This is a genomic window from uncultured Nocardioides sp., from assembly GCF_902805925.1.
Classification (GTDB): domain Bacteria; phylum Actinomycetota; class Actinomycetes; order Propionibacteriales; family Nocardioidaceae; genus Nocardioides.
In genome coordinates this window covers 1-17,775 of sequence record NZ_CADCUP010000039.1, presented here as the reverse complement: position 1 = coordinate 17,775, position 17,775 = coordinate 1, and the positions used below count along the sequence as shown (strand labels likewise).

The window sequence follows — 17,775 nt, the reverse complement described above, 5'->3', positions numbered from 1 at the left end:
GATCAGCCGGCGACCTGCTGGGCGGCGAGGCTGTCGACGGTGAGGTGGGCGTCGTCGAGGTTGTCGGCCTCCATGCCGTCGCGCACCAGGTTGGCGTCGTAGTCGGAGAGCCGGTCGGTCGACAGGTCGGTCGTCTCGTAGGGGCTGGACAGCTCCAGCCCCGGCACGTCGGTGTTGAGGCCGCGGAAGATCGTCACGACGCCGTCGCGCTCGCCGACGTAGAACTGCTGCTGGGTCCAGTGCCACGCCGTCGCGCCGGCCATCCACGCGATGCCGACGACGGTGGCCAGCACCAGCACCCGGCGCAGCCAGCCGTGGCGAGCCGGCGGGCGCGGGGCGTAGCGGGCGTCCTCGGGGTCGATGCGCTCGCGGGAGTGCGTCGCGTCGTCCGGCGCCTCGGCGGTGCGGCCGCCCACGGCGTCGATCTCCCCGGTGTCGCCGGAGCGGTGCCCGCGGAAAGGGGTCGCGGTCGCCTCGCCGGCGCCGGACCGGCGGGGCAGCTCGGCGGCGGCACCCACGAGCAGGGGCTGGTCGGCGCTGATCTCCTGATCGGCGGGCACCACCTCGGCGACCACGCAGGTGACGTTGTCGGAGGTGCCGGCCTCGAGACTGGCGCGCACCAGCTCGACGGCGGCGAAGTCGGGGGTGCCGGAGCCGAGGACGTCGGCCAGCCGGTCGTCGGTGAGCACGCCGGAGGCGCCGTCGGAGCACAGCAGCACCCGGTCGCCGATCTCCAGCGCGACGATGAAGAGATCGGGCTCGGCCTCCCGGATGCCGTCGATCGCCTTGAGGATGAGGTTGCGGTGGGGGTGGCTGCGCGACTCCGCCTCGGTGATCCGCCCCTCGTCGATCAGGCTCTGCACGAACGTGTGGTCGTGGGTGAGCTGGCTGATCTCGCCGCGGCGCAGGAGGTAGGCGCGGGAGTCGCCCACGTGCCCCATGCCCAGCTGGTGCCCGTCGAAGAGCGCGACGGTGGCGGTGGTGCTGGTGCCGTTGAGGGACGGGTCCTCGTCGACGAGCTCGCCGATGCGGTCGTGCGCGCGGTGCAGGGAGCCGGCCACCTGCCCCAGGAGGTCGTCGGCCGGCGCGGTGTCGAGGCGCCGGATGACGCCCACGGCCGTGCTGGACGCCAGGTCTCCGCGCACCGCGCCGCCCACGCCGTCGCACACCGCCAGCAGCCACGGGCCGGCGTACCCGGAGTCCTGGTTGTCGCGGCGGACGCGGCCGACGTCGGAGATCGCGGAGTAGTCGAGGCGCAGTCGACCCTCGGCGGCGGTGGTGCCCTCGCGCTGCACGGTGTCGGGGTGCGGGTCGTCGGGGTGCCGGCCGGGGTGGTCGCCGGCCTCGCCAGGCTGGCCGGCGTCCCCGGGCTGGCCGGCATCGCCGGTCAGCCGGTCCAGGTCGAAGGCCATCCGGGTGTCGCTGATGACGGTGTCGCTCTCGGGTTCGTACCGGGCGTCGTACTGGGCGTCGTACTGGGCGTCGTACTGGGGGTCGTGCCGGACGTCGGGCCCGCGCTGTGTCATGGGGCGCCTACTTCCGCAGCTCGAGAAGGGTCTTGCCGATACGGACCTGGGTGCCGAGCGTCAGCGTCGTGGGCTGGGTGATGCGCACGGAGCCGAGGTAGGTGCCGTTGGTGGAGCCGAGGTCCTCGACGAACCACTGGTCGCCCGCGGCGGCGACGCGGGCGTGCCGGGTGGAGACGTAGTCGTCGTCGAGGCGGATCGCGGCGTCGTTGCCCCGGCCGATGAGCAGCGGGGCGTCGGCGAGCTCCGCGCGGGCGCCGGCGTTCTCGCCCTCCACCACGAGCAGGTGCGTGGGCGCGCCGCGGCGGCGCCCGGCCTTGGGCGGCTTGGGCGCCCTGGTGGGACCGCCGGTCCCGCGGGCGGCCGCGGGCACCCGGGCCCCGAACATGTCGGAGCGGATCACCGAGATGGCCGACAGCACGAAGATCCACAGGATCGCGAGATAGGCGAGCCGGATGAGGAACAGCGTCAGCTCAGACATCGGCGCCGCCGTCGGTCGGGGTCAGGCGCACCTGCATCGTGGTGTGGCCGATGCGGACGGTGCTGCCGTCGCGCAGCGAGGCGCGGGCCATCCGGTGGCCGTCGACGAGCATCCCGTTGGTGGAGCCGAGGTCGTGCACCTGCACCTCGACCCCGGAGCCGCCCGACGGCGTCACCTGGAACTCCACGTGCCGGCGGCTCACCCCCGGGTCGTTGATGCGCACGTCGGCCTCGCTGCCGCGGCCGATGACGAGGCCGGGAGGGGAGAGGGGGTGGCGGGTGCCGTTGATCTCCAGCACCGCGCGCATCCGCCGGGACCCGGCGCCGGACGCCGCGCCGCGTGCCTCGCTGCCGGTCACCGAGGCCTGGGCCCGGCTGCGGATCCGGAAGCGTCCGGTCGTGAGGTCCTCGGCGGACTCGAAGGCGATCGCGACGGGCCCGGGGAAGACGTAGCCCTGGTTGTCGGCGTGCTCCTGGAGCTGGTCGGTCAGCTCCTGGGCCATCGCGTTGTCGTACGGCGCGAGGCGCTCGAGGTCGACCGGGGAGAGCTCGACGTGGAAGTCGTTGGGCACCAGGCGGCGGTCGCGGCTGAGGATCTGGGTGTTGTTGTCGACCTCGCGCTGGAGCGCCGCGGAGATCTCCACGGGCTGCACGGCGCTGCGGAAGGCCCGGGCGAACGCCCCCGAGACCAGCTGTTCCAGACGCTGCTCGAAGCGCTGCAGCCCACCCACTGCGTCTCCTCACGTCGGTCGACGTCGTGGCGCCCCGCGTGCACCACGACCGGCCCGACAGGGTGCGGGCTGCGACCGATGCTATCCGGGCCGGGTCGAACTCCTTGCCACCCAGCCCGTGCCGCAGCGCCCGGTTTGGGACAACTCCGCGCGCTGGGATAGCCTTCGACTGCTTCACGCGCGAGTGGCGGAATAGGCAGACGCGCACGGTTCAGGTCCGTGTGTCCGAAAGGACGTGGGGGTTCAACTCCCCCCTCGCGCACGCGTGGAACGCGATACCCACACGATGGCCATCAGCCCTCCCGGCTGGTGGCCTTCGCCGTCCCGGTTGCTCGCCCCTCAGCGCGAGCCCAACCCGGCCTCCCGGGCCCGGACGATCGCCGTCGGGCGGTCCCGGACGCCCAGCTTGGCGAAGATCGTGCTCACCCGGTTGCGGACGGTCTTGTCGGACAGGAACAGGCGGCGGCTGATCTCGGTGTTGTTGAGGCCGTCGGCCATCAGGGCGAGCACCTCGCGCTCGCGCTCGGTGAGCTCGGGGAACGGCTGGGCCGCGCCGCCGCCGGCGGTGAAGAAGGCGCGGAGGCGCGAGGCGACCTCGGCGCCGTACACCGCCTGGCCGGCGGCCACCGCGGAGACGGCCCGGTCGATCTCCTCCAGGCCCGAGCCCTTCAGCAGGTAGCCGAGCGCGCCGGCCTGGATGGCGGCGAAGACGGCGCTGTCGTCGGCGACCATGGTCAGCACGAGCACCTTGGCCCCCGCCCACTGGGCCAGCAGCCGGCGGGTCGCCTCGACGCCGTCGAGCTCGGGCATCTGGATGTCCATCAGCACCACGTCGGGACGCGCGCGCAGGGCGAGGTCGAGGCCCTCCTGGCCGTCGCCCGCCTCGCCGAGCACCTCGACGTCCAGCTCCTCGAGGAGTGCGCGCAGGCCCCTGCGGAACACCGGGTGGTCGTCGACCAGCACCACCGACGTCATCGGTCCGCCCCGCGATCCGGCAGCACGGCCTCGACGCGGGTGCCCCCGCCCGGTGAGGAGCTGACCGAGAAGGAGCCGCCGAGCTCGGCCGCTCGCTCCCGCATGCTGGCCAGCCCCACCCCGGGCGCCGCGACCTGCTGGTCGAAGCCGCGGCCGTCGTCGCTCACCAGGAGCCGGAGGCCCTCGGCGTCCTGCAGCAGCTCGACCTCCACCAGGTCGGCGCCCGCGTGCCGCACGGCGTTCGCCATCGCCTCCTGCGCGATGCGGTACGCCGCCACCTCGGTCGCCGCGGGCAGCCCCACGAGCGGGCCGCGGCCGCGGATGGTGATCCGGGTGGAGGAGTCGTGGTCGACCAGGACACCGGGGCCGGCCGAGCGGAGCGCACCCTCCAGCCCGAGCTCGTCGAGCGCCGGCGGGCGCAGGCCGGCCACGATCGCCCGCACGTCCTCGACCGCGGTGCGGGACTGCTCGACCGCTGCCTCGAGCAGCGCGTCGGCGCGCTCCAGGCGCGCGGTGCCGAGCGAGCGCCGCGCGGTGTCCAGGGTCATCGTGATCGCGGCGAGCTGCGGGCCGAGGCCGTCGTGCAGCTCGCGCCGCAGCCGGCGGCGCTCCTCCTCACGGGCGGCCACGATGGACTCGCGGCTGCTCTCCAGGTCCGCCGCGAGCGCCGAGGCGTGCAGCGCCGCGGTCAGTGGTCCGACGACCGCCGCCTGCACGGCCGGGTTGTGCACCAGCGTCTCGCCCGCGGCGTCCCGGGCCACGAGGTCGAGCCGCCCCACCACCTCGTCGTGCTGCAGCAGCGGCACCTGCACCGTGGCACCCACCGTGGCACCCACCGCGGTGCCCGCCCGCGCGAGCGCCGGCCTGCCGGACGCACCGGCGGGGTGCACCGCCACCGCGCCGGCGTGCAGCCGCCGCCGCAGCAGCTCGACCGAGTCCTGCAGGGCCTGCGCCGGTCCCGCCGCCCGGCGCGCCACGTCGGCGAGCTCGAGCTCCAGCTGCCGCGGGTCGAGGCGCTCGGGCAGCAGCAGCCGGTCCACGACGCGCTGCACCCGGATGCGCGCGGGGTGGAAGGCGAGGGCGACCGCGAAGGCCGCGGCGAACGACGTCGCGCTGCTGCCGTCGCCCAGCACGACCGCCGCCCACCCGGCCACGGCGGCGTACAGCACGGCTCCTCCGGCGAGGAGCACCGCCGCCACCGCGGTCCGGTTGACCAGCCGGTCGATGTCGTAGAGCCGGTAGCGGGTCGCGGCCACCAGCACCGCGCCGGGCACCAGGAGCACCGCGAGGGCCCGGACCTCCGAGGGTGCCAGCGCGGTGGCCACCAGGGTCCCGGCGACGCCGTACCCGAACCAGGCGACCTGACGCCGCTCGACGCCGGTCGCCCGCCGGGCCCGCACGACCAGTGAGACGAGACCGGCCAGGCTGAGCAGGACCGCCAGGGCGACGAGGCCCAGGCCCATCGGGGCCACGACCGCGTCCAGCGCGGGCACGCCGAGGGGGTTGGGCAGGTCCGGGTCGAAGGTGGTGCGGCGGGGCGCGACCATCGCGAGGACGGAGCCGCACGCCACCACGGCGTACGACGCGGTCGGCAGCCGTCGCCACCACCCGCCCAGCGGCCGGCCGTCGGGGACCACGGCCGGCAGCACCACCGCGATCAGGCCCAGGGCCGGCACCCAGGTCCACCCGGTCAGCCAGCCGGCGAGCGCGTGCACCGGCGAGGACGATCCCGCGCCGTGCAGGACCAGCGCGGTGGCCGCCGTGTAGACGCCGGCGAAGAGGGCCACGGCCGCCAGCAGGCCGCCCATCCGGCGGGCGCGGCGGTGGCGGGCCAGGGCCGCTGCCACGATCCCGAAGGACGGTGCGACCACCGGCTCGGGGGTCCGCAGCAGCCGCTCGAGCTCGCCGTCGAACGCGGCGACCGCGACGCCGGCCGTGCCCAGGAGCACGGCCAGCACCGCGGCGGTCCGCACGAGGACGGCGCCTCGCGCTGCGGCGTCCTCAGGCGACGGTGACGACACGAGGGGAGGATTCCACAGCGAGCGCCACCGTGGAGGGCTGACGCAGGATCTCGCGCGCGGCGCCCACGCTCGCGGCGACGAACAGCCAGTGCGCGTCCACGGGCCCGGCGTTGCGCAGGCCGAAGTCCACGACCAGGAACGCGAGCAGCGCCAGCGGGATCCAGCGGGCGACCGGGCTGCGCAGCAGCGCGATGGCGAGCAGGAGCAGTCCCAGCGCGCACCCGAGGAGGAACGGCAGCAGGAACAGCACCAGGAAGACCGGTGAGGACTGGATGGCCGCGATCGCCGTCGCGCCCGCCTCCCGGGTCCCGTCGGCGCTGAACGGCACCTGCGCCAGGTTGACGACGTGCATGCCGAGGAAGCCCCACATCCCGGCGAGCAGCAGGCCGCGAGCCGTCAGTGCGAGGCGGGGGGTGTGCTCCCGGGCCAGGCCGGTGAGCACCCAGAACGCCGCCGCCAGCAGCGGGACCGCGAGCGTCCCGACGACCGTCAGCGCGGCGTACGTCGGGCGATGGGCCGCGACCAGCGCGAGTGCCTCGGCGTGGTCCTCCGGCTGCGGCGGCAGCAGCATCCGCATGCCGATCGACTCGGCGGCGTTGGCGACCGCGGCGGTGACGACGAGCGCGGCCGCGATCCGCGGCCGACGAGCGACGATGTCGTGCTTGAGCATGATGTCCTCCAGTTCGGGGCGGCCCTGTGCCGCACGAGAACAGTGCGGCGGGACGTGTCCCGCCCACGAGGGAGCGGTGTCCCCAGGTGGCGGGGACCTCCCTCCTCTGTCCCCGGGCGGAGAGGAACCTCTGTCCCCGGGGCGATGTGCCGGGCGGCGCGGCGGCCGAGCATGGGAGGCATGAAGATCCCCGATCCCGTGGTCGCCGTGCGCGGCCTGACCAAGTCCTACGGCGGCCGCATCGTCGTCGACCACCTCGACCTCGACGTGCACGCCGGGGAGGTGGTCGGCCTGATCGGCGCCAACGGTGCCGGCAAGACCACCGCCGTCGAGTGCGTCCAGGGCCTGCGCCGGCCCGAGAGCGGCACCATCGAGGTCCTCGGCCTCGACCCCGTGCGCGACGCCGCCCGCCTGCGGCCGCTGGTCGGCAGCCAGCTGCAGAGCTCCGGCCTGCCCGACCGGCTGCGGGTGGGCGAGGCGGTCGAGCTCTTCTCCGGCCGCCGGGCCAAGGACGCCGACCTGCTGCTCGAGCGCTTCGGGCTCGGGCACCGCCGCCGCTACGCCTTCGGCACCATGAGCGGCGGCGAGCGGCAGCGGCTCTTCCTGGTGCTGGCCCTGCTGAACCAGCCGCGGCTGGTGATCCTCGACGAGCTGACCCAGGGTCTGGACCCCTCGGCCCGGCGCGAGGTGTGGAGCGCGGTGTCGCAGCTGCGCGAGGCCGGCACCACCGTCCTGCTGGTCACCCACGAGCTCGACGAGGCCGAGGCGCTGTGCGAGCGCGTGGTGGCCATGCGCGCGGGCCGGGTGCTCGACGCGGGCACGCCGGCCGAGCTCGTCGCGCGGCACGCGAGCTGGGCGACGGTGCGCTTCGCGCTCCCCTCCGGACGCCCCGACGAGGCGTTGGCCGCCCTGCGCCGCCTGCCCGGCGTCAGCGACGTCACCCGACACGGCGACCAGGTCGTCGTGCACGGCGCCCGCGCGGTCATCGCGCACACCGGCGCCTGGCTGGTCACCCGCGGCCGGGTCCCCGACGACCTGCGCGTCGAGGTGCCCGACCTCGAGACCGCCCTGCTCGCCCTGCTCGACGCATCGACCCACGACCTGACCGGAGCCGCCTGATGTCCACCGACACCCGGACCCACACCCAGACCCCGACCTCGACCTCGACGCACGACGCGACCCCGGCCGTCGGCGTACGCACCCGGCGGCACCGCTCCGCCACCCGTCGCCTCGTGGCGGCGGAGCTCCGGCTGCTCGGCCGCGACCCGATGACGCTGACCTTCGTGCTGGTCTTCCCCGTGGTGACCATGCTGATCATCGGCGGGTCCTTCGGCACCACCCCCGACGAGGCGTTCCCGGTGAACCCCTCGCACTGGTACGTCGCGTCGTACCTCACCGTCGTCATCGGCGCGACCGGCCTCATCATGCTGCCGGTCCACATCGCCTCCTACCGCGAGCGCGGGGTGCTCCGCCGGTTCGCGGCCTCCGGCTTCCCGCGGTGGTCCTTCGCCCTGGCCCAGCTCGTCGTCGGCCTGGTCGCGATCGCGGTCGCCGGGGCGCTGCTGCTGGCCGTCGCCGCGCCCGTGTACGGCGTGCCGGCGGTGGAGGACCCGGTGCGCGCCGCAGGCGGCCTGGTCGCCGGGTCGGTGGCGTTCGTCAGCCTCGGCGTGCTGCTCGGCACCCTGCTGCCCTCGGCGCGGGCGGCCCAGGCGATCGGGCTGCTGCTCTTCTTCCCCTCCTTCCTGCTCGGCGTCGGCGGACCGCCGCCCGCGGTGATGAGCCCGGCGCTGCGGAGCCTCTCGGACTGGCTGCCGCTGGCGATGGCCAACGAGGCGGTCCGGCAGCCGTGGCTCGGCCTGGGGAACGCCACCGGCACGCTGGCGGTCGTCGCCGGGCTGGCGGTGGCGGCGACCGCGCTGGCCGCCCGGCGCACGGCCCTGTGACGGTCCTGTGACGGTCGCGGTGACCCTTCCGGTGACCGTAGGGTCACCCACGTGACCGTGGAACGGACCGCGCGCGCGGCGGCCCCGCTCGCCGTCGCGCTGTTCGTCGTGGTCGGCGTGGTGCTCTCCGTGCAGCCGCCGGCGGTGGCCCTGGCCGGGGCGCTGCTCGCCCTCGGCGTCGCCGTGGTGCTCGCCGCGCGCGCGACCACCGGCTGGCCGCTCGCCGCCGGGACGCTGGTGGCGGCGGCCGGCGTGACGGCGGTCTGCCACACGCAGCCATCGAACCTCGGCTGGTTCGCGCTCTGCGTGCTCGCGGGCTGGTGCGCGCTGGCCGCGCCGACCGTCGCCGGCCTGGTCGTCGGCTGCCTCCTCAGCGCCGGCTTCGTGGTCCAGTGGCTGCTGCTCAGCGACGAGCCGGGGTGGGGCGCGTGGATCGCCGGGGTGCTGTTCACCGCGCTGTCCTGCAGCTTCGCCAGGCAGCAGCGGATCCTCCTCGACCAGCTGCGCGAGGCGCAGGCCGGGCTCGCCGACCGGGCCCGGGCCGAGGAGCGCGCCCGCATCGCCGGCGAGGTGCACGACGTCATCGGGCACGCGCTCACCGTCTCGCTGCTCCACGTCAGCAGCGCCCGGCTGGCCATCGACGACGACCCCGAGGAGGCCCGGGCGTCGCTGGAGGAGGCGGAGCGGCTGGCGCGCCGGAGCCTGGAGGAGGTGCGGGCGACGGTCGGGATGGTGCGGTCCGGGTCGGGGGACGTGGTCCCCCTGCCGGGCGCCGGCGACCTCGAGGAGCTCGTGGCGTCGTTCCGCCGTGCCGGCACCGCCGTCACCCTGGACGTCGAGGGCGACCTCGCGACGCTGCCGGCCACCACGGCCCTGGCGGTCCACCGGATCGTCCAGGAGGCGCTCACCAACGTCGCCCGCCACGCCGCCGGCTCCCGGGCACAGGTGTGCGTACGGGCCGGTGGTGGGAGCACCCGGGTGACCGTCGACAGCGACGGCGCCCCCGCCCGTCGTACGCCGGGAGGCACGGGGCTGCTGGGCATGGGGGACCGGGCGGAGGCGGTCGGCGGGCACCTGCGCGCCGGGCCCGCCGGGCAGGGGTGGCGCGTCGAGGCGGTGCTGCCGTCGTGACGGCGCCGGTGCGCGTGCTGCTGGTCGACGACCAGGAGCTGATCCGGGCCGGGCTGCGCGGCATCCTGCGCGCCCGCTTCGGCTTCGAGATCGTGGGGGAGCTGGCCGACGGTGCCCGTGTCGTCGAGACGGTCGCGGAGACCCACCCCGACGTCGTCCTGATGGACGTCCGGATGCCCGGGGTCGACGGGGTCACCGCCACCCGCCGTCTGCGTCAGGTCCCGAGCGCTCCACCGGTGCTGGTGCTCACCACGTTCGAGGACGACGAGGTGCTGGCCGGGGCGCTGCGGGCCGGGGCCGCCGGCTTCCTGCTCAAGGGCGTGCCGGCCGAGGACCTGCAGCGGGCGGTGCGCGAGGTGGCGGGCGGCGGCGCCTGGCTGGACCCGGCGGTCACCGGTCGGGTGCTGCAGGGCTACCGCGACGGCGGTCCGGTGACCGGTCGGGCCTCGGCACTCGACGTGCTCACCCCTCGCGAGCGCGAGGTGCTGGCTCTTCTCGGGGCCGGGCTCAGCAACACCGAGATCGCCGGACGCCTCGTCCTCGGCGAGGGCACCGTGAAGACCCACGTCGGTCACGTCTTCGCCAAGCTCGCCCTGCGTGACCGCGCCGCCGCCGTGGTGTGGGCCTTCGACCACGGGCTGGTGCGGCCGGGGGAGCGCTAGGTCGCTCGCGCGGGTGACCACACCCCCGCCTCTTGCCGGAGGTGGCACCCTGTGTCCCATGGCGTTGGATGCGGGGAAGCGGGCCAAGCGGGTGCTCGTCGAGGGAGCCGGCTGGCTGCTGGTGCTGCTGGGCATCGCGGCCTTGGTCCTGCCCGGCCCTGGCCTGCTGGCGCTCTTCGCCGGCCTGGCGCTGCTCTCCACGCAGTACTCCTGGGCCGAGAAGCGTCTCGAGCCCGTCAAGAAGGCCGCGATGCGCGCCGCCGCCGACAGCGTCGCCTCCTGGCCGCGGATCCTGATGTCCGTGCTCGGCGTCGCGGTGCTGGTGGCCATCGGCGTCGTGTGGGGGATCAGTCCTCCTGCGCCGGGATGGTGGCCCCTCGCCGACCGCTGGTGGCTGCCGGGTGGCTGGGGCACCGGCAGCTCGCTGATCGTCTCGGCGGCGATCGCCCTGGCGATGATCGTCTACAGCTACTTCAACTTCCGCGAGATCCGCCGGGACGAGGTCCGCGACGACCGGGCCGCGGCCGGCGCGACGGAGTAGCAGCCCGCCGCGCTGTGGGGTCGGGTGCAAGGCTGGGCCCATGGCTCACCCGCACCGGGCACGCGCTGCCCCCGTCAGCCCTCGCGACGGCGCGGGCGGGCGAGTGTCCGGGGACCGGTCCGGGTACCCCCGTGGAGTGGGCCGGTGACGTGGCGGCCGACGTACGCCGTCGTCCTGGAGGGCCCGTGAGCGCCGAGGTGGTCTCGCCCCGCACCGGGTCCGCGATCGCGCTGGTGCGCGCGTCGCACGCCGGCCCCACCGTGGCCGTCACGGTGCTCGCCGCCGCGCTCGCCGTCGCCGGTGGCCTCGGTCCCGGCCGGGTGGTGCTGGTGACCGCCGCCGTGCTCACCGGCCAGCTGAGCATCGGCTGGTGCAACGACCTGGTCGACCACGAGCGCGACCGGCAGGTACGCCGCAGCGACAAGCCGCTGGCCACCGGCGAGCTGCCGCTGCGCACCGTGCAGGTCGCCTGCGGCGTCGCCGTCGTCCTCACCGTGGTGCTGTCGCTGGCCTGCGGCCCGGGCGTCGGGCTCGTGCAGCTGCTCACGGTCGCCGCCGGCTGGGCCTACAACCTCGGCCTGAAGTCGACGGCGTTCTCCTGGGCGCCGTACGCCGTGGCCTTCGGCGCGCTGCCGGTCTTCGTCACGCTCGCCGAGCCCGGGGCCGGCCCGCCCGCTGCGTGGGTGCCGCTGGCCGGGGCGATGCTGGGGGTCGGCGCCCACCTCGTGAACGCGCTGCCCGACCTCGCCGACGACGAGGCCACCGGCGTGCGCGGCCTCCCGCACCGCCTCGGGCCCCGCTGGAGCCCGCGCGTGGCCGTCGCCGTGCTGGTGGCCGCCTCCGTGCTCATCGCGGTCGGCGCCGGCTCGGGCGTCTCCGCGGGATCGGTCGTCGCGCTGGCGCTGGTCGCCGCCCTCGCCGTCGCCGCGCTCGCGGGCAGCGGCCGCACCCCGTTCCGCGCCGCCGTCGGCATCGCCCTGGTCGACGTCGTGCTGCTGGTGGCGCTGCGGTGAGCGCGCCCGAGCAGTGGGACGTCGTCGTCGTGGGTGCCGGGCCCGCCGGCGCCACGGCCGCGATCGCGGCCCTGCGCGCCACCCCCCACGCCCGCGTGCTGCTGCTCGACCGCGACGACTTCCCCCGCGACAAGTGCTGCGGTGACGGCATCGCGCCGCACGCCCTCGACGTGCTGGCGCGGCTCGGGGTGCACGACGCCGTCGAGGGCTGGGAGCCGGTGCTCCGCCTCGACCTCTCCCACGGCGCCTCGTCGGTCGAGGGCCGGCTCGACCGGCCCGTGTGGGTGGTGCCGCGCGCCGTCTTCGACGCCGGCCTCGTGCGCCACGCCGTCTCGGCCGGTGCCGTGCTGGCCCGGCACCGGGTGCGCGACGTGGTGGTGGCCGACGGCCGGGTGGTGATCGACGGCCGGTTCGCCGCCCCCGTCGTGGTGGGCGCCGACGGTGCCCGCTCGGTCGTCCGCGCGGCCGCCGGGTCCCGGCTCGCCGGCCGGCGCGCGCTGGCCATCCGCGGCTACGCACCCACGCCGTCGGCCTGGCGGGGGCGCCAGCTGATCCGGTACGGCGAGCGGCGGCAGCCGTCGTACGCCTGGGCCTTCGACCGCGGCGACGGCCTCTCCAACGTCGGGTACGGCGAGCTCGACGCCCCGGGAGCGGGCCTGTCGCGGACGCTGCTCCTCGACGAGCTCGAGCGGATCATCCCCGGCGCCGGGGCCACGGGCTCGGACTGGCGGGCGCACCACCTGCCGCTGTCGGGCTGGGGTCGCGGCTCCTCCCAGCCCTCCGGGCCGCTGCTCCTGGCGGGCGATGCCGCCGGCCTGGTCAACCCGCTGACCGGCGAGGGCATCTACTACGCCGTGGCCACGGGTGCCGTGGCGGGCCGCGTCGCCGCCGAATCCGTGCGGGTGGGCCGTCCCGACCGCGCCGGTGCGCAGCACCGGGCCGAGCTCCGGTCGCTGCTGGGGCGGCACATGCGCCACACCTGGGCGGCGGCCCGGCTCTCCCGGCACCCCGCCGTCGTGGAGGCCGGCATCGGCGCGGCCGCGGGCCACCAGCGCGTCTTCGACGACCTGGTCGAGCTCGGGCTCGGCGACGGCCGGATCACCCCCCGGCTCGTCCGCGGGCTGGGTCGGCAGCTGGGCCCACGGCTGGGTCAGGGGCTCGTCCACCATCTCGGAGCCTCCCGCGTGGGAGCAGCGCCGGAGACGGCCACCATGAACAGGGAGATCTGACCATGCGCATCCTGTCCGTCCGCGGGGCCCTGCCGGAGCACCGCTACCCCCAGGCCCAGATCACCGACGCCTTCGTCGAGGTGGTGGGCGCCGGGGGCGCGCTCAACGAGCGCCTGCTGCGCACCTTCCACGCCAACGCCGGGGTGGACCACCGCCACCTCGCCGTGCCGCTGGAGGAGTACGCCGGCCTGCGGACCTTCGACGACGCCAACGACCGGTTCCTCGAGCAGGCCGTGGCGCTGGGCGCGCACGCGCTCGAGGACGCGCTCAAGGCGGCCGACCTGACCCCCAGCGACGTCGACCTGATCGTCACCGCGACCGTCACGGGGCTCGCGGTGCCCTCCCTGGACGCGCGGATCGCCGCGGTGGTCGGCCTGCGCCCCGACGTGAAGCGGGTGCCGATCTTCGGGCTCGGCTGCGTGGCGGGCGCGGCCGGGGTCGCCCGGCTGCACGACTACCTCGTGGGCCACCCCGACGACGTCGCGGTGCTCGTGGCGGTCGAGCTGTGCTCCCTGACCGTGCAGCACGACGACGTCTCCGTGCCCAACCTGGTGGCCAGCGGGCTCTTCGGCGACGGGGCCGCCGCCGTGGTGGCGCACGGCTCGCGGACCGGCGACCACGTCGCCGTGCTCGACAGCCGCAGCCGGCTCTACCCCGACTCCGAGCGCACCATGGGCTTCGACATCGGCGGCAGCGGGCTGCGCATCGTGCTGGACGCCCAGGTGCCCGCGATCGTGGGGCGCTACATCCGCGACGACGTCGAGGCGTTCCTCGAGGCCAACGGGCTGACCCGCGCCGACATCGGCTGGTGGGTGTGCCACCCGGGCGGCCCGAAGGTCATCGACTCCCTGCGCGACGCCCTCGAGCTCACCGACCACGACCTCGCCGTCACCCGCGCCTCGCTGGCCGAGATCGGCAACCTCTCCTCCGCCTCGGTGCTGCACGTGCTGGCCGACACCCTGGCCGAGCGACCCCCGCCGGCGGGCTCGCACGGCATGCTGATGGCCATGGGCCCCGGTTTCTGCTCCGAGCTCGTGCTGCTGCGCGCGCCGTCGGGAGGGGAGTCGTGACGACCCTGACGGCCTTCACGGTCGTGGTGGCGCTGGTCGCGCTCGAGCGGCTGGCCGAGCTGGTGGTCTCGAACCGCAACGCCGCCTGGAGCCTCGAGCGGGGCGGGCGCGAGTCGGGGCAGGGCCACTACCCGGTCATGGTGGTGCTGCACACCGGGTTCCTCGCCGCGATGCTGGTCGAGGCCTTCGCGCGCCGCCCGGAGGTCCCCCCGGCCCTCGCCTGGAGCATGCTCGCCGTCGTCGTCGCGGCCCAGGGCCTGCGCTGGTGGTGCATCCTCACCCTCGGGCCCCGCTGGAACACCCGCGTGATCATCGTGCCGGGGCTGGAGCCGGTGCGCTCGGGCCCCTACCGGCTCCTCTCCCACCCCAACTACGTCGCGGTGGTGGTGGAGGGCGTCGCACTGCCCCTGGTGCACGGGGCGTGGATCACCGCGCTGGTCTTCACCGTCGCCAACGCCGCCCTGCTGACGGTGCGGATCCGGGTCGAGAACCAGGCACTCGCCTCGCTGCCCCAGCCCGGCTCGAGGCTCGCCGGTGCGTGACGTCATCGTCGCGGGCGGGGGTCCCACCGGCCTGGCCACCGCCCTGTACGCCGCCCGCGCCGGCCTCGACGTGGAGGTCCGCGAGCCCCGCAGCGGCGACATCGACAAGGCCTGCGGCGAGGGGCTGATGCCCGGCGCCGTCGCCGACCTCGTCGAGCTCGGCGTCCGGCTCGACGGGCACCCCATCACGGGCATCCGCTACGTCGACGGCCGCAGCGAGGCGGAGGCCGCCTTCCGCTGCGGCCGCGGCATGGGGGTGCGGCGCACCGCCCTCCACGGCGCGCTGCGCGCCTGCGCCACCGCGGCCGGGGTCGCCACCACGGCCGCCGCCGTCCAGGAGGTGGTCGACCGCGGCGACCACCTGCTCGTCGACGGCGACCCCACCCGCTACCTCGTGGCAGCCGACGGCCTGCACTCCCCGGTGCGCCGGATGCTCGGGCTCGACGGCGCCCCTGGCCGCCAGCGCCGCTACGGCCTGCGGTGCCACGCGCAGATCGCCCCGTGGACGCCGTACGTCGAGGTGCACTGGGGTGCCGGCGGGGAGGCCTACGTGACGCCGGTGGGCGAGGACCTGGTCGGGATCGCGGTCCTCAGCGCCGAGCGCCGTCCGTTCGAGGACCTGCTCAGCGACTTCCCGGTCCTGGCCGGGCGGCTCGCCGGCCACCGGCTCTCCCGCGTGCGCGGCGCCGGGCCCCTGCACCAGCGGGTGACGTCCCGGGTGGCCGGGCGGGTGCTGCTCGTGGGGGACGCCGCCGGCTACGTCGACGCCCTCACCGGCGAGGGCATCGCGCTCGGCCTGGCGCAGGCGCGGGCCGCGGTCGCCGCCGTGCGCGACGACCGGCCCGACCGCTACGAGGGCGACTACCGCCGGCTCGGCCGGCGCCACGACCTGCTCACCCACTCACTGCTCGCTGTCACCAGCGTGCCCGTCGTGCGCCGCCGCATCGTCTCGGCCGCCCACCGCATGCCGGGACTGTTCGGGGCGGCCGTCGACCAGCTGGCGAGGCCCGCATGACCACATCCACCCCCGAGCTCGTCGTCCTGCTCTCCGAGGACGGCACGCCCATCGGCACGGCACTGAAGTCCGAGGTGCACCACGGCGAGACGCCCCTGCACCTGGCGTTCTCCTGCTACGTCTTCGACCGCGACGACCGGCTGCTGCTCACCCGACGCGCCTGGGAGAAGAAGACGTGGCCGGGGGCGTGGACCAACAGCTGCTGCGGCCACCCCGGCCCGGCCGAGTCCGTCGCCGACGCCGTCGTGCGCCGGGTCGAGCAGGAGCTGGGGGTGCGGGTGACCGAGCTGGAGCTCGTGCTGCCCGGCTTCCGCTACCGCGCGGTGATGGCCGACGGGACGGTGGAGAACGAGATCTGCCCCGTGTACGTCGCGCGCTGCGACGACCCGGCGACCCTCGCGCCGGACGCCGACGAGGTGGCCGAGCACGAGTGGGTCGACTGGACGTCGTTCCGCGACGACGTCCTGCACGGTCGCCGCGACGTGAGCCCGTGGTGCGTCGAGCAGGTCGAGGCGATGCCCGACCCGCTGCCGCTACGCCCCCCGGGCTAGCGCACCACGACGCCGCCGGCCGCCATCTCCACGAGCAGCACGCCGGGGCCGGCCACCGGCTCCGGGCCCGGTCAGACGGCCCAGCGGACCGACTCGTCGACCTGGTCGGCGAGCCCGGAGATCCCGCGCATCGCGGGGTGGCGCTCGAGGAGCGAGGTGACGGCGAAGGCGTACCGCGCGCTGGAGCGGACCCGCTGGTCCAGGCGCGGGTCGCCGGCGTCCGCAGGGTCCGGGAGGCTCGAGGCCGGGTCGTGTGCGTCCATGCACCCCACGATGGCGTGGCCGCGTTGCCTCCAGGTAGAGCCGACGTCAACGGCAGGTAAATCCGCGGCGCCCCCGGTCGGGCGGGACCGGGGCCGCAGCGGTGGTGAGGAGGCGGCTGCTCAGTCGCGCACGCAGCCGGCGGCGAGACCGACCTTCCTCAGGCCGGCGAGGTCGCCGGCACCGAAGAGGGAGCGGAACCAGCCGTTGCTCCACGGCAGGTTGTCGGTCGAGAAGTACATCAGCTGGGCGCGACCGGCCTCGTTGCGGTCGGTGTGCGCGAGGCCGAAGCCGTGGCCGAGCTCGTGGAGCAGCGTCATGCCCAGGGTGGCGCGACTGGGGGAGTCGAGCGCGATGTCGACCGCCTGGTTGGGGCTGCCCGGCACCGTGAGGTCGGAGTTGACGGTCACGCCGGTCTGCTTGACGCTCCACACCCGGCCCTTGCGGTCGCGGCCCAGGTCGAGCTTCACGATCTGGCTCACGGCCACGGCGCCGGCGAGCGCGGGGCGCTCGGACTGGCTCGCCCAGGCGATGATCAGGTCGGTGCCGCGGTCCATCGTGCGCCGTCCCTGCGGGATGGTGTGCGTGCGGCCGACGTACTTGAACCGCACGCCGGTGGCCTGGGTGAACTGGAAGAGCACCGAGTCGATGATCGGCAGCACACCGTCGCCGATGTCGTCGAGGTTGAGCTTGTAGCGGATGGGCTGGCACGGGTTGACGCGCTCGCGCAGGCCGTTGAAGCGCAGCAGGTTGTGGTCACCGGCGAGGCCTCGGGCGGTGTAGCTGGGCACCACGTTGACCCGGTGGGCCTCGAACGCGCGCCGGCTGTGCCTCCTCGTGGCGGGCGCCAGGACGCGGACCTTGTGCGTGCCGTACCAGTCCCAGGTGCCGTTGAAGGTGAAGGCGTTGTCGACCGCCTTGGTGCGCGCCAGCCGCTGCCAGCCCTGAGCGCCCTTGTACTGGAGGAGGAGAGGGCGCTTCCTCGCGCCGCTGACCGTGCCGCTGAGCGAGTAGCCCGTGCCGGAGCCCGACACCCAGGTGTCGGTCACCCAGGTGACGCTGCCCCTGGTCTGCTTGCGCTGCTGCTGCGCCTCGGCAGGCGTGCTCGTCACCGACACGGCCAGGAAGAGCGAGGTCAGCAGCGCGATCAGCGCGTGCGTCGTACGGCGACTGGACATGGGTCCCCCTCAGGACGTCAGGGCCTCGGGCCTGGTGTGCTACCCGGGCGGACGACGAGGACCCCGGACGCAGGGTACGCGACGCAGGTCACTCGCGGACCACCTCGAGAGCCCTGTGTTCCCGAGTCGCCGATACTGGCCCGCATGGCCCCGTCACGACCGCGCCGCCTCGCCTTCCTGCTCCTCCTGGTGCTGGCGCTGGTGAACGCCCCGGTGCTGATGTCGCTGGCGACGCA

At 75.4% G+C, this 17,775-nt stretch carries 19 protein-coding genes and 1 tRNA gene; 12 read left to right on the top strand and 8 right to left on the bottom strand.

All coding sequences use genetic code 11. From position 1 onward, the window contains the following. Positions 1-2: 2 nt before the first annotated feature. Genes QZX64_RS02700 through QZX64_RS02690 form a run of 3 tightly spaced genes read right to left on the bottom strand, consistent with a single transcriptional unit; the run spans position 3 to position 2,737 of the window. A complete protein-coding gene (locus tag QZX64_RS02700; protein WP_295656749.1) occupies positions 3-1,526 on the bottom strand; it encodes a PP2C family serine/threonine-protein phosphatase in 1,524 nt (507 codons plus the stop codon). Between the two features lie 7 nt (positions 1,527-1,533). Further along, entirely contained in the window at positions 1,534-2,007 is a 474-nt protein-coding gene (locus QZX64_RS02695; RefSeq protein WP_295656748.1) for an FHA domain-containing protein, read from the bottom strand. Then, positions 2,000-2,737: a DUF3662 and FHA domain-containing protein gene (locus QZX64_RS02690; RefSeq protein WP_295656746.1), complete on the bottom strand. Its 738-nt coding sequence runs from the start codon at positions 2,735-2,737 to the stop codon at positions 2,000-2,002. Before QZX64_RS02690 ends, QZX64_RS02695 begins: the two co-directional genes overlap by 8 nt. Positions 2,738-2,915: 178 nt before the next feature. Here QZX64_RS02690 and QZX64_RS02685 point away from each other — a divergent pair. Continuing rightward, positions 2,916-2,999 (top strand) — tRNA-Leu (locus QZX64_RS02685). A gap of 77 nt (positions 3,000-3,076) precedes the next feature. Here QZX64_RS02685 and QZX64_RS02680 read toward each other — a convergent pair. From QZX64_RS02680 to QZX64_RS02670, 3 genes are read right to left on the bottom strand one after another with little or no spacing between them, the layout of a single operon-like run. Then, complete coding sequence (locus QZX64_RS02680) at positions 3,077-3,712, bottom strand: response regulator transcription factor (RefSeq protein ID WP_295656745.1); 636 nt, start codon at positions 3,710-3,712, stop codon at positions 3,077-3,079. Further along, complete coding sequence (locus tag QZX64_RS02675) at positions 3,709-5,685, bottom strand: sensor histidine kinase (protein WP_295656743.1); 1,977 nt, start codon at positions 5,683-5,685, stop codon at positions 3,709-3,711. The genes QZX64_RS02680 and QZX64_RS02675 overlap by 4 nt, the downstream gene beginning before the upstream one ends. A 28-nt stretch (positions 5,686-5,713) precedes the next feature. Continuing rightward, complete coding sequence (locus tag QZX64_RS02670; protein ID WP_295656742.1) at positions 5,714-6,403, bottom strand: hypothetical protein; 690 nt, start codon at positions 6,401-6,403, stop codon at positions 5,714-5,716. A gap of 180 nt (positions 6,404-6,583) precedes the next feature. On the opposite strand from QZX64_RS02670, the gene QZX64_RS02665 reads away from it, so the two are divergent. From QZX64_RS02665 to idi, 11 genes are all read left to right on the top strand, one after another. Next, positions 6,584-7,522 carry an ABC transporter ATP-binding protein gene (locus QZX64_RS02665; RefSeq protein WP_295656740.1) on the top strand — a complete coding sequence of 313 codons (939 nt, stop codon included), beginning with the start codon at positions 6,584-6,586 and terminating at the stop codon, positions 7,520-7,522. Next, on the top strand, positions 7,522-8,346 hold the full coding sequence (locus tag QZX64_RS02660; RefSeq protein ID WP_295656739.1) for an ABC transporter permease: 825 nt from the start codon (positions 7,522-7,524) through the stop codon (positions 8,344-8,346). Before QZX64_RS02665 ends, QZX64_RS02660 begins: the two co-directional genes overlap by 1 nt. 51 nt (positions 8,347-8,397) lie before the next feature. Continuing rightward, complete coding sequence (locus tag QZX64_RS02655; RefSeq protein WP_295656736.1) at positions 8,398-9,477, top strand: sensor histidine kinase; 1,080 nt, start codon at positions 8,398-8,400, stop codon at positions 9,475-9,477. Further along, complete coding sequence (locus tag QZX64_RS02650) at positions 9,474-10,139, top strand: response regulator transcription factor (protein ID WP_295656734.1); 666 nt, start codon at positions 9,474-9,476, stop codon at positions 10,137-10,139. The genes QZX64_RS02655 and QZX64_RS02650 overlap by 4 nt, the downstream gene beginning before the upstream one ends. Before the next feature lie 58 nt (positions 10,140-10,197). After that, positions 10,198-10,680: a PGPGW domain-containing protein gene (locus tag QZX64_RS02645; protein WP_295656733.1), complete on the top strand. Its 483-nt coding sequence runs from the start codon at positions 10,198-10,200 to the stop codon at positions 10,678-10,680. A gap of 185 nt (positions 10,681-10,865) precedes the next feature. Beyond that, a complete protein-coding gene (locus QZX64_RS02640) occupies positions 10,866-11,693 on the top strand; it encodes a UbiA family prenyltransferase (RefSeq protein ID WP_295656731.1) in 828 nt (275 codons plus the stop codon). Continuing rightward, entirely contained in the window at positions 11,690-12,922 is a 1,233-nt protein-coding gene (locus QZX64_RS02635; RefSeq protein WP_295656730.1) for an NAD(P)/FAD-dependent oxidoreductase, read from the top strand. The genes QZX64_RS02640 and QZX64_RS02635 overlap by 4 nt, the downstream gene beginning before the upstream one ends. Before the next feature lie 2 nt (positions 12,923-12,924). Further along, positions 12,925-13,992 carry a type III polyketide synthase gene (locus tag QZX64_RS02630; protein WP_295656727.1) on the top strand — a complete coding sequence of 356 codons (1,068 nt, stop codon included), beginning with the start codon at positions 12,925-12,927 and terminating at the stop codon, positions 13,990-13,992. Further along, positions 13,989-14,534, top strand: a complete 546-nt coding sequence (locus tag QZX64_RS02625) for an isoprenylcysteine carboxyl methyltransferase family protein (RefSeq protein WP_295656725.1) — start codon at positions 13,989-13,991, stop codon at positions 14,532-14,534. Before QZX64_RS02630 ends, QZX64_RS02625 begins: the two co-directional genes overlap by 4 nt. Beyond that, positions 14,527-15,549, top strand: coding sequence for an NAD(P)/FAD-dependent oxidoreductase (locus tag QZX64_RS02620; protein ID WP_295656723.1), 1,023 nt, complete (start codon positions 14,527-14,529; stop codon positions 15,547-15,549). Before QZX64_RS02625 ends, QZX64_RS02620 begins: the two co-directional genes overlap by 8 nt. Beyond that, entirely contained in the window at positions 15,546-16,100 is a 555-nt protein-coding gene (idi, locus tag QZX64_RS02615) for an isopentenyl-diphosphate Delta-isomerase (RefSeq protein WP_295656721.1), read from the top strand. Before QZX64_RS02620 ends, idi begins: the two co-directional genes overlap by 4 nt. 71 nt (positions 16,101-16,171) lie before the next feature. Here idi and QZX64_RS02610 read toward each other — a convergent pair whose 3' ends face one another. Both QZX64_RS02610 and QZX64_RS02605 read right to left on the bottom strand, forming a co-directional pair. Further along, positions 16,172-16,363 carry a hypothetical protein gene (locus QZX64_RS02610; protein ID WP_295656719.1) on the bottom strand — a complete coding sequence of 64 codons (192 nt, stop codon included), beginning with the start codon at positions 16,361-16,363 and terminating at the stop codon, positions 16,172-16,174. A gap of 120 nt (positions 16,364-16,483) precedes the next feature. Continuing rightward, a complete protein-coding gene (locus tag QZX64_RS02605; RefSeq protein ID WP_295656717.1) occupies positions 16,484-17,539 on the bottom strand; it encodes a hypothetical protein in 1,056 nt (351 codons plus the stop codon). Positions 17,540-17,775 lie beyond the last annotated feature (236 nt).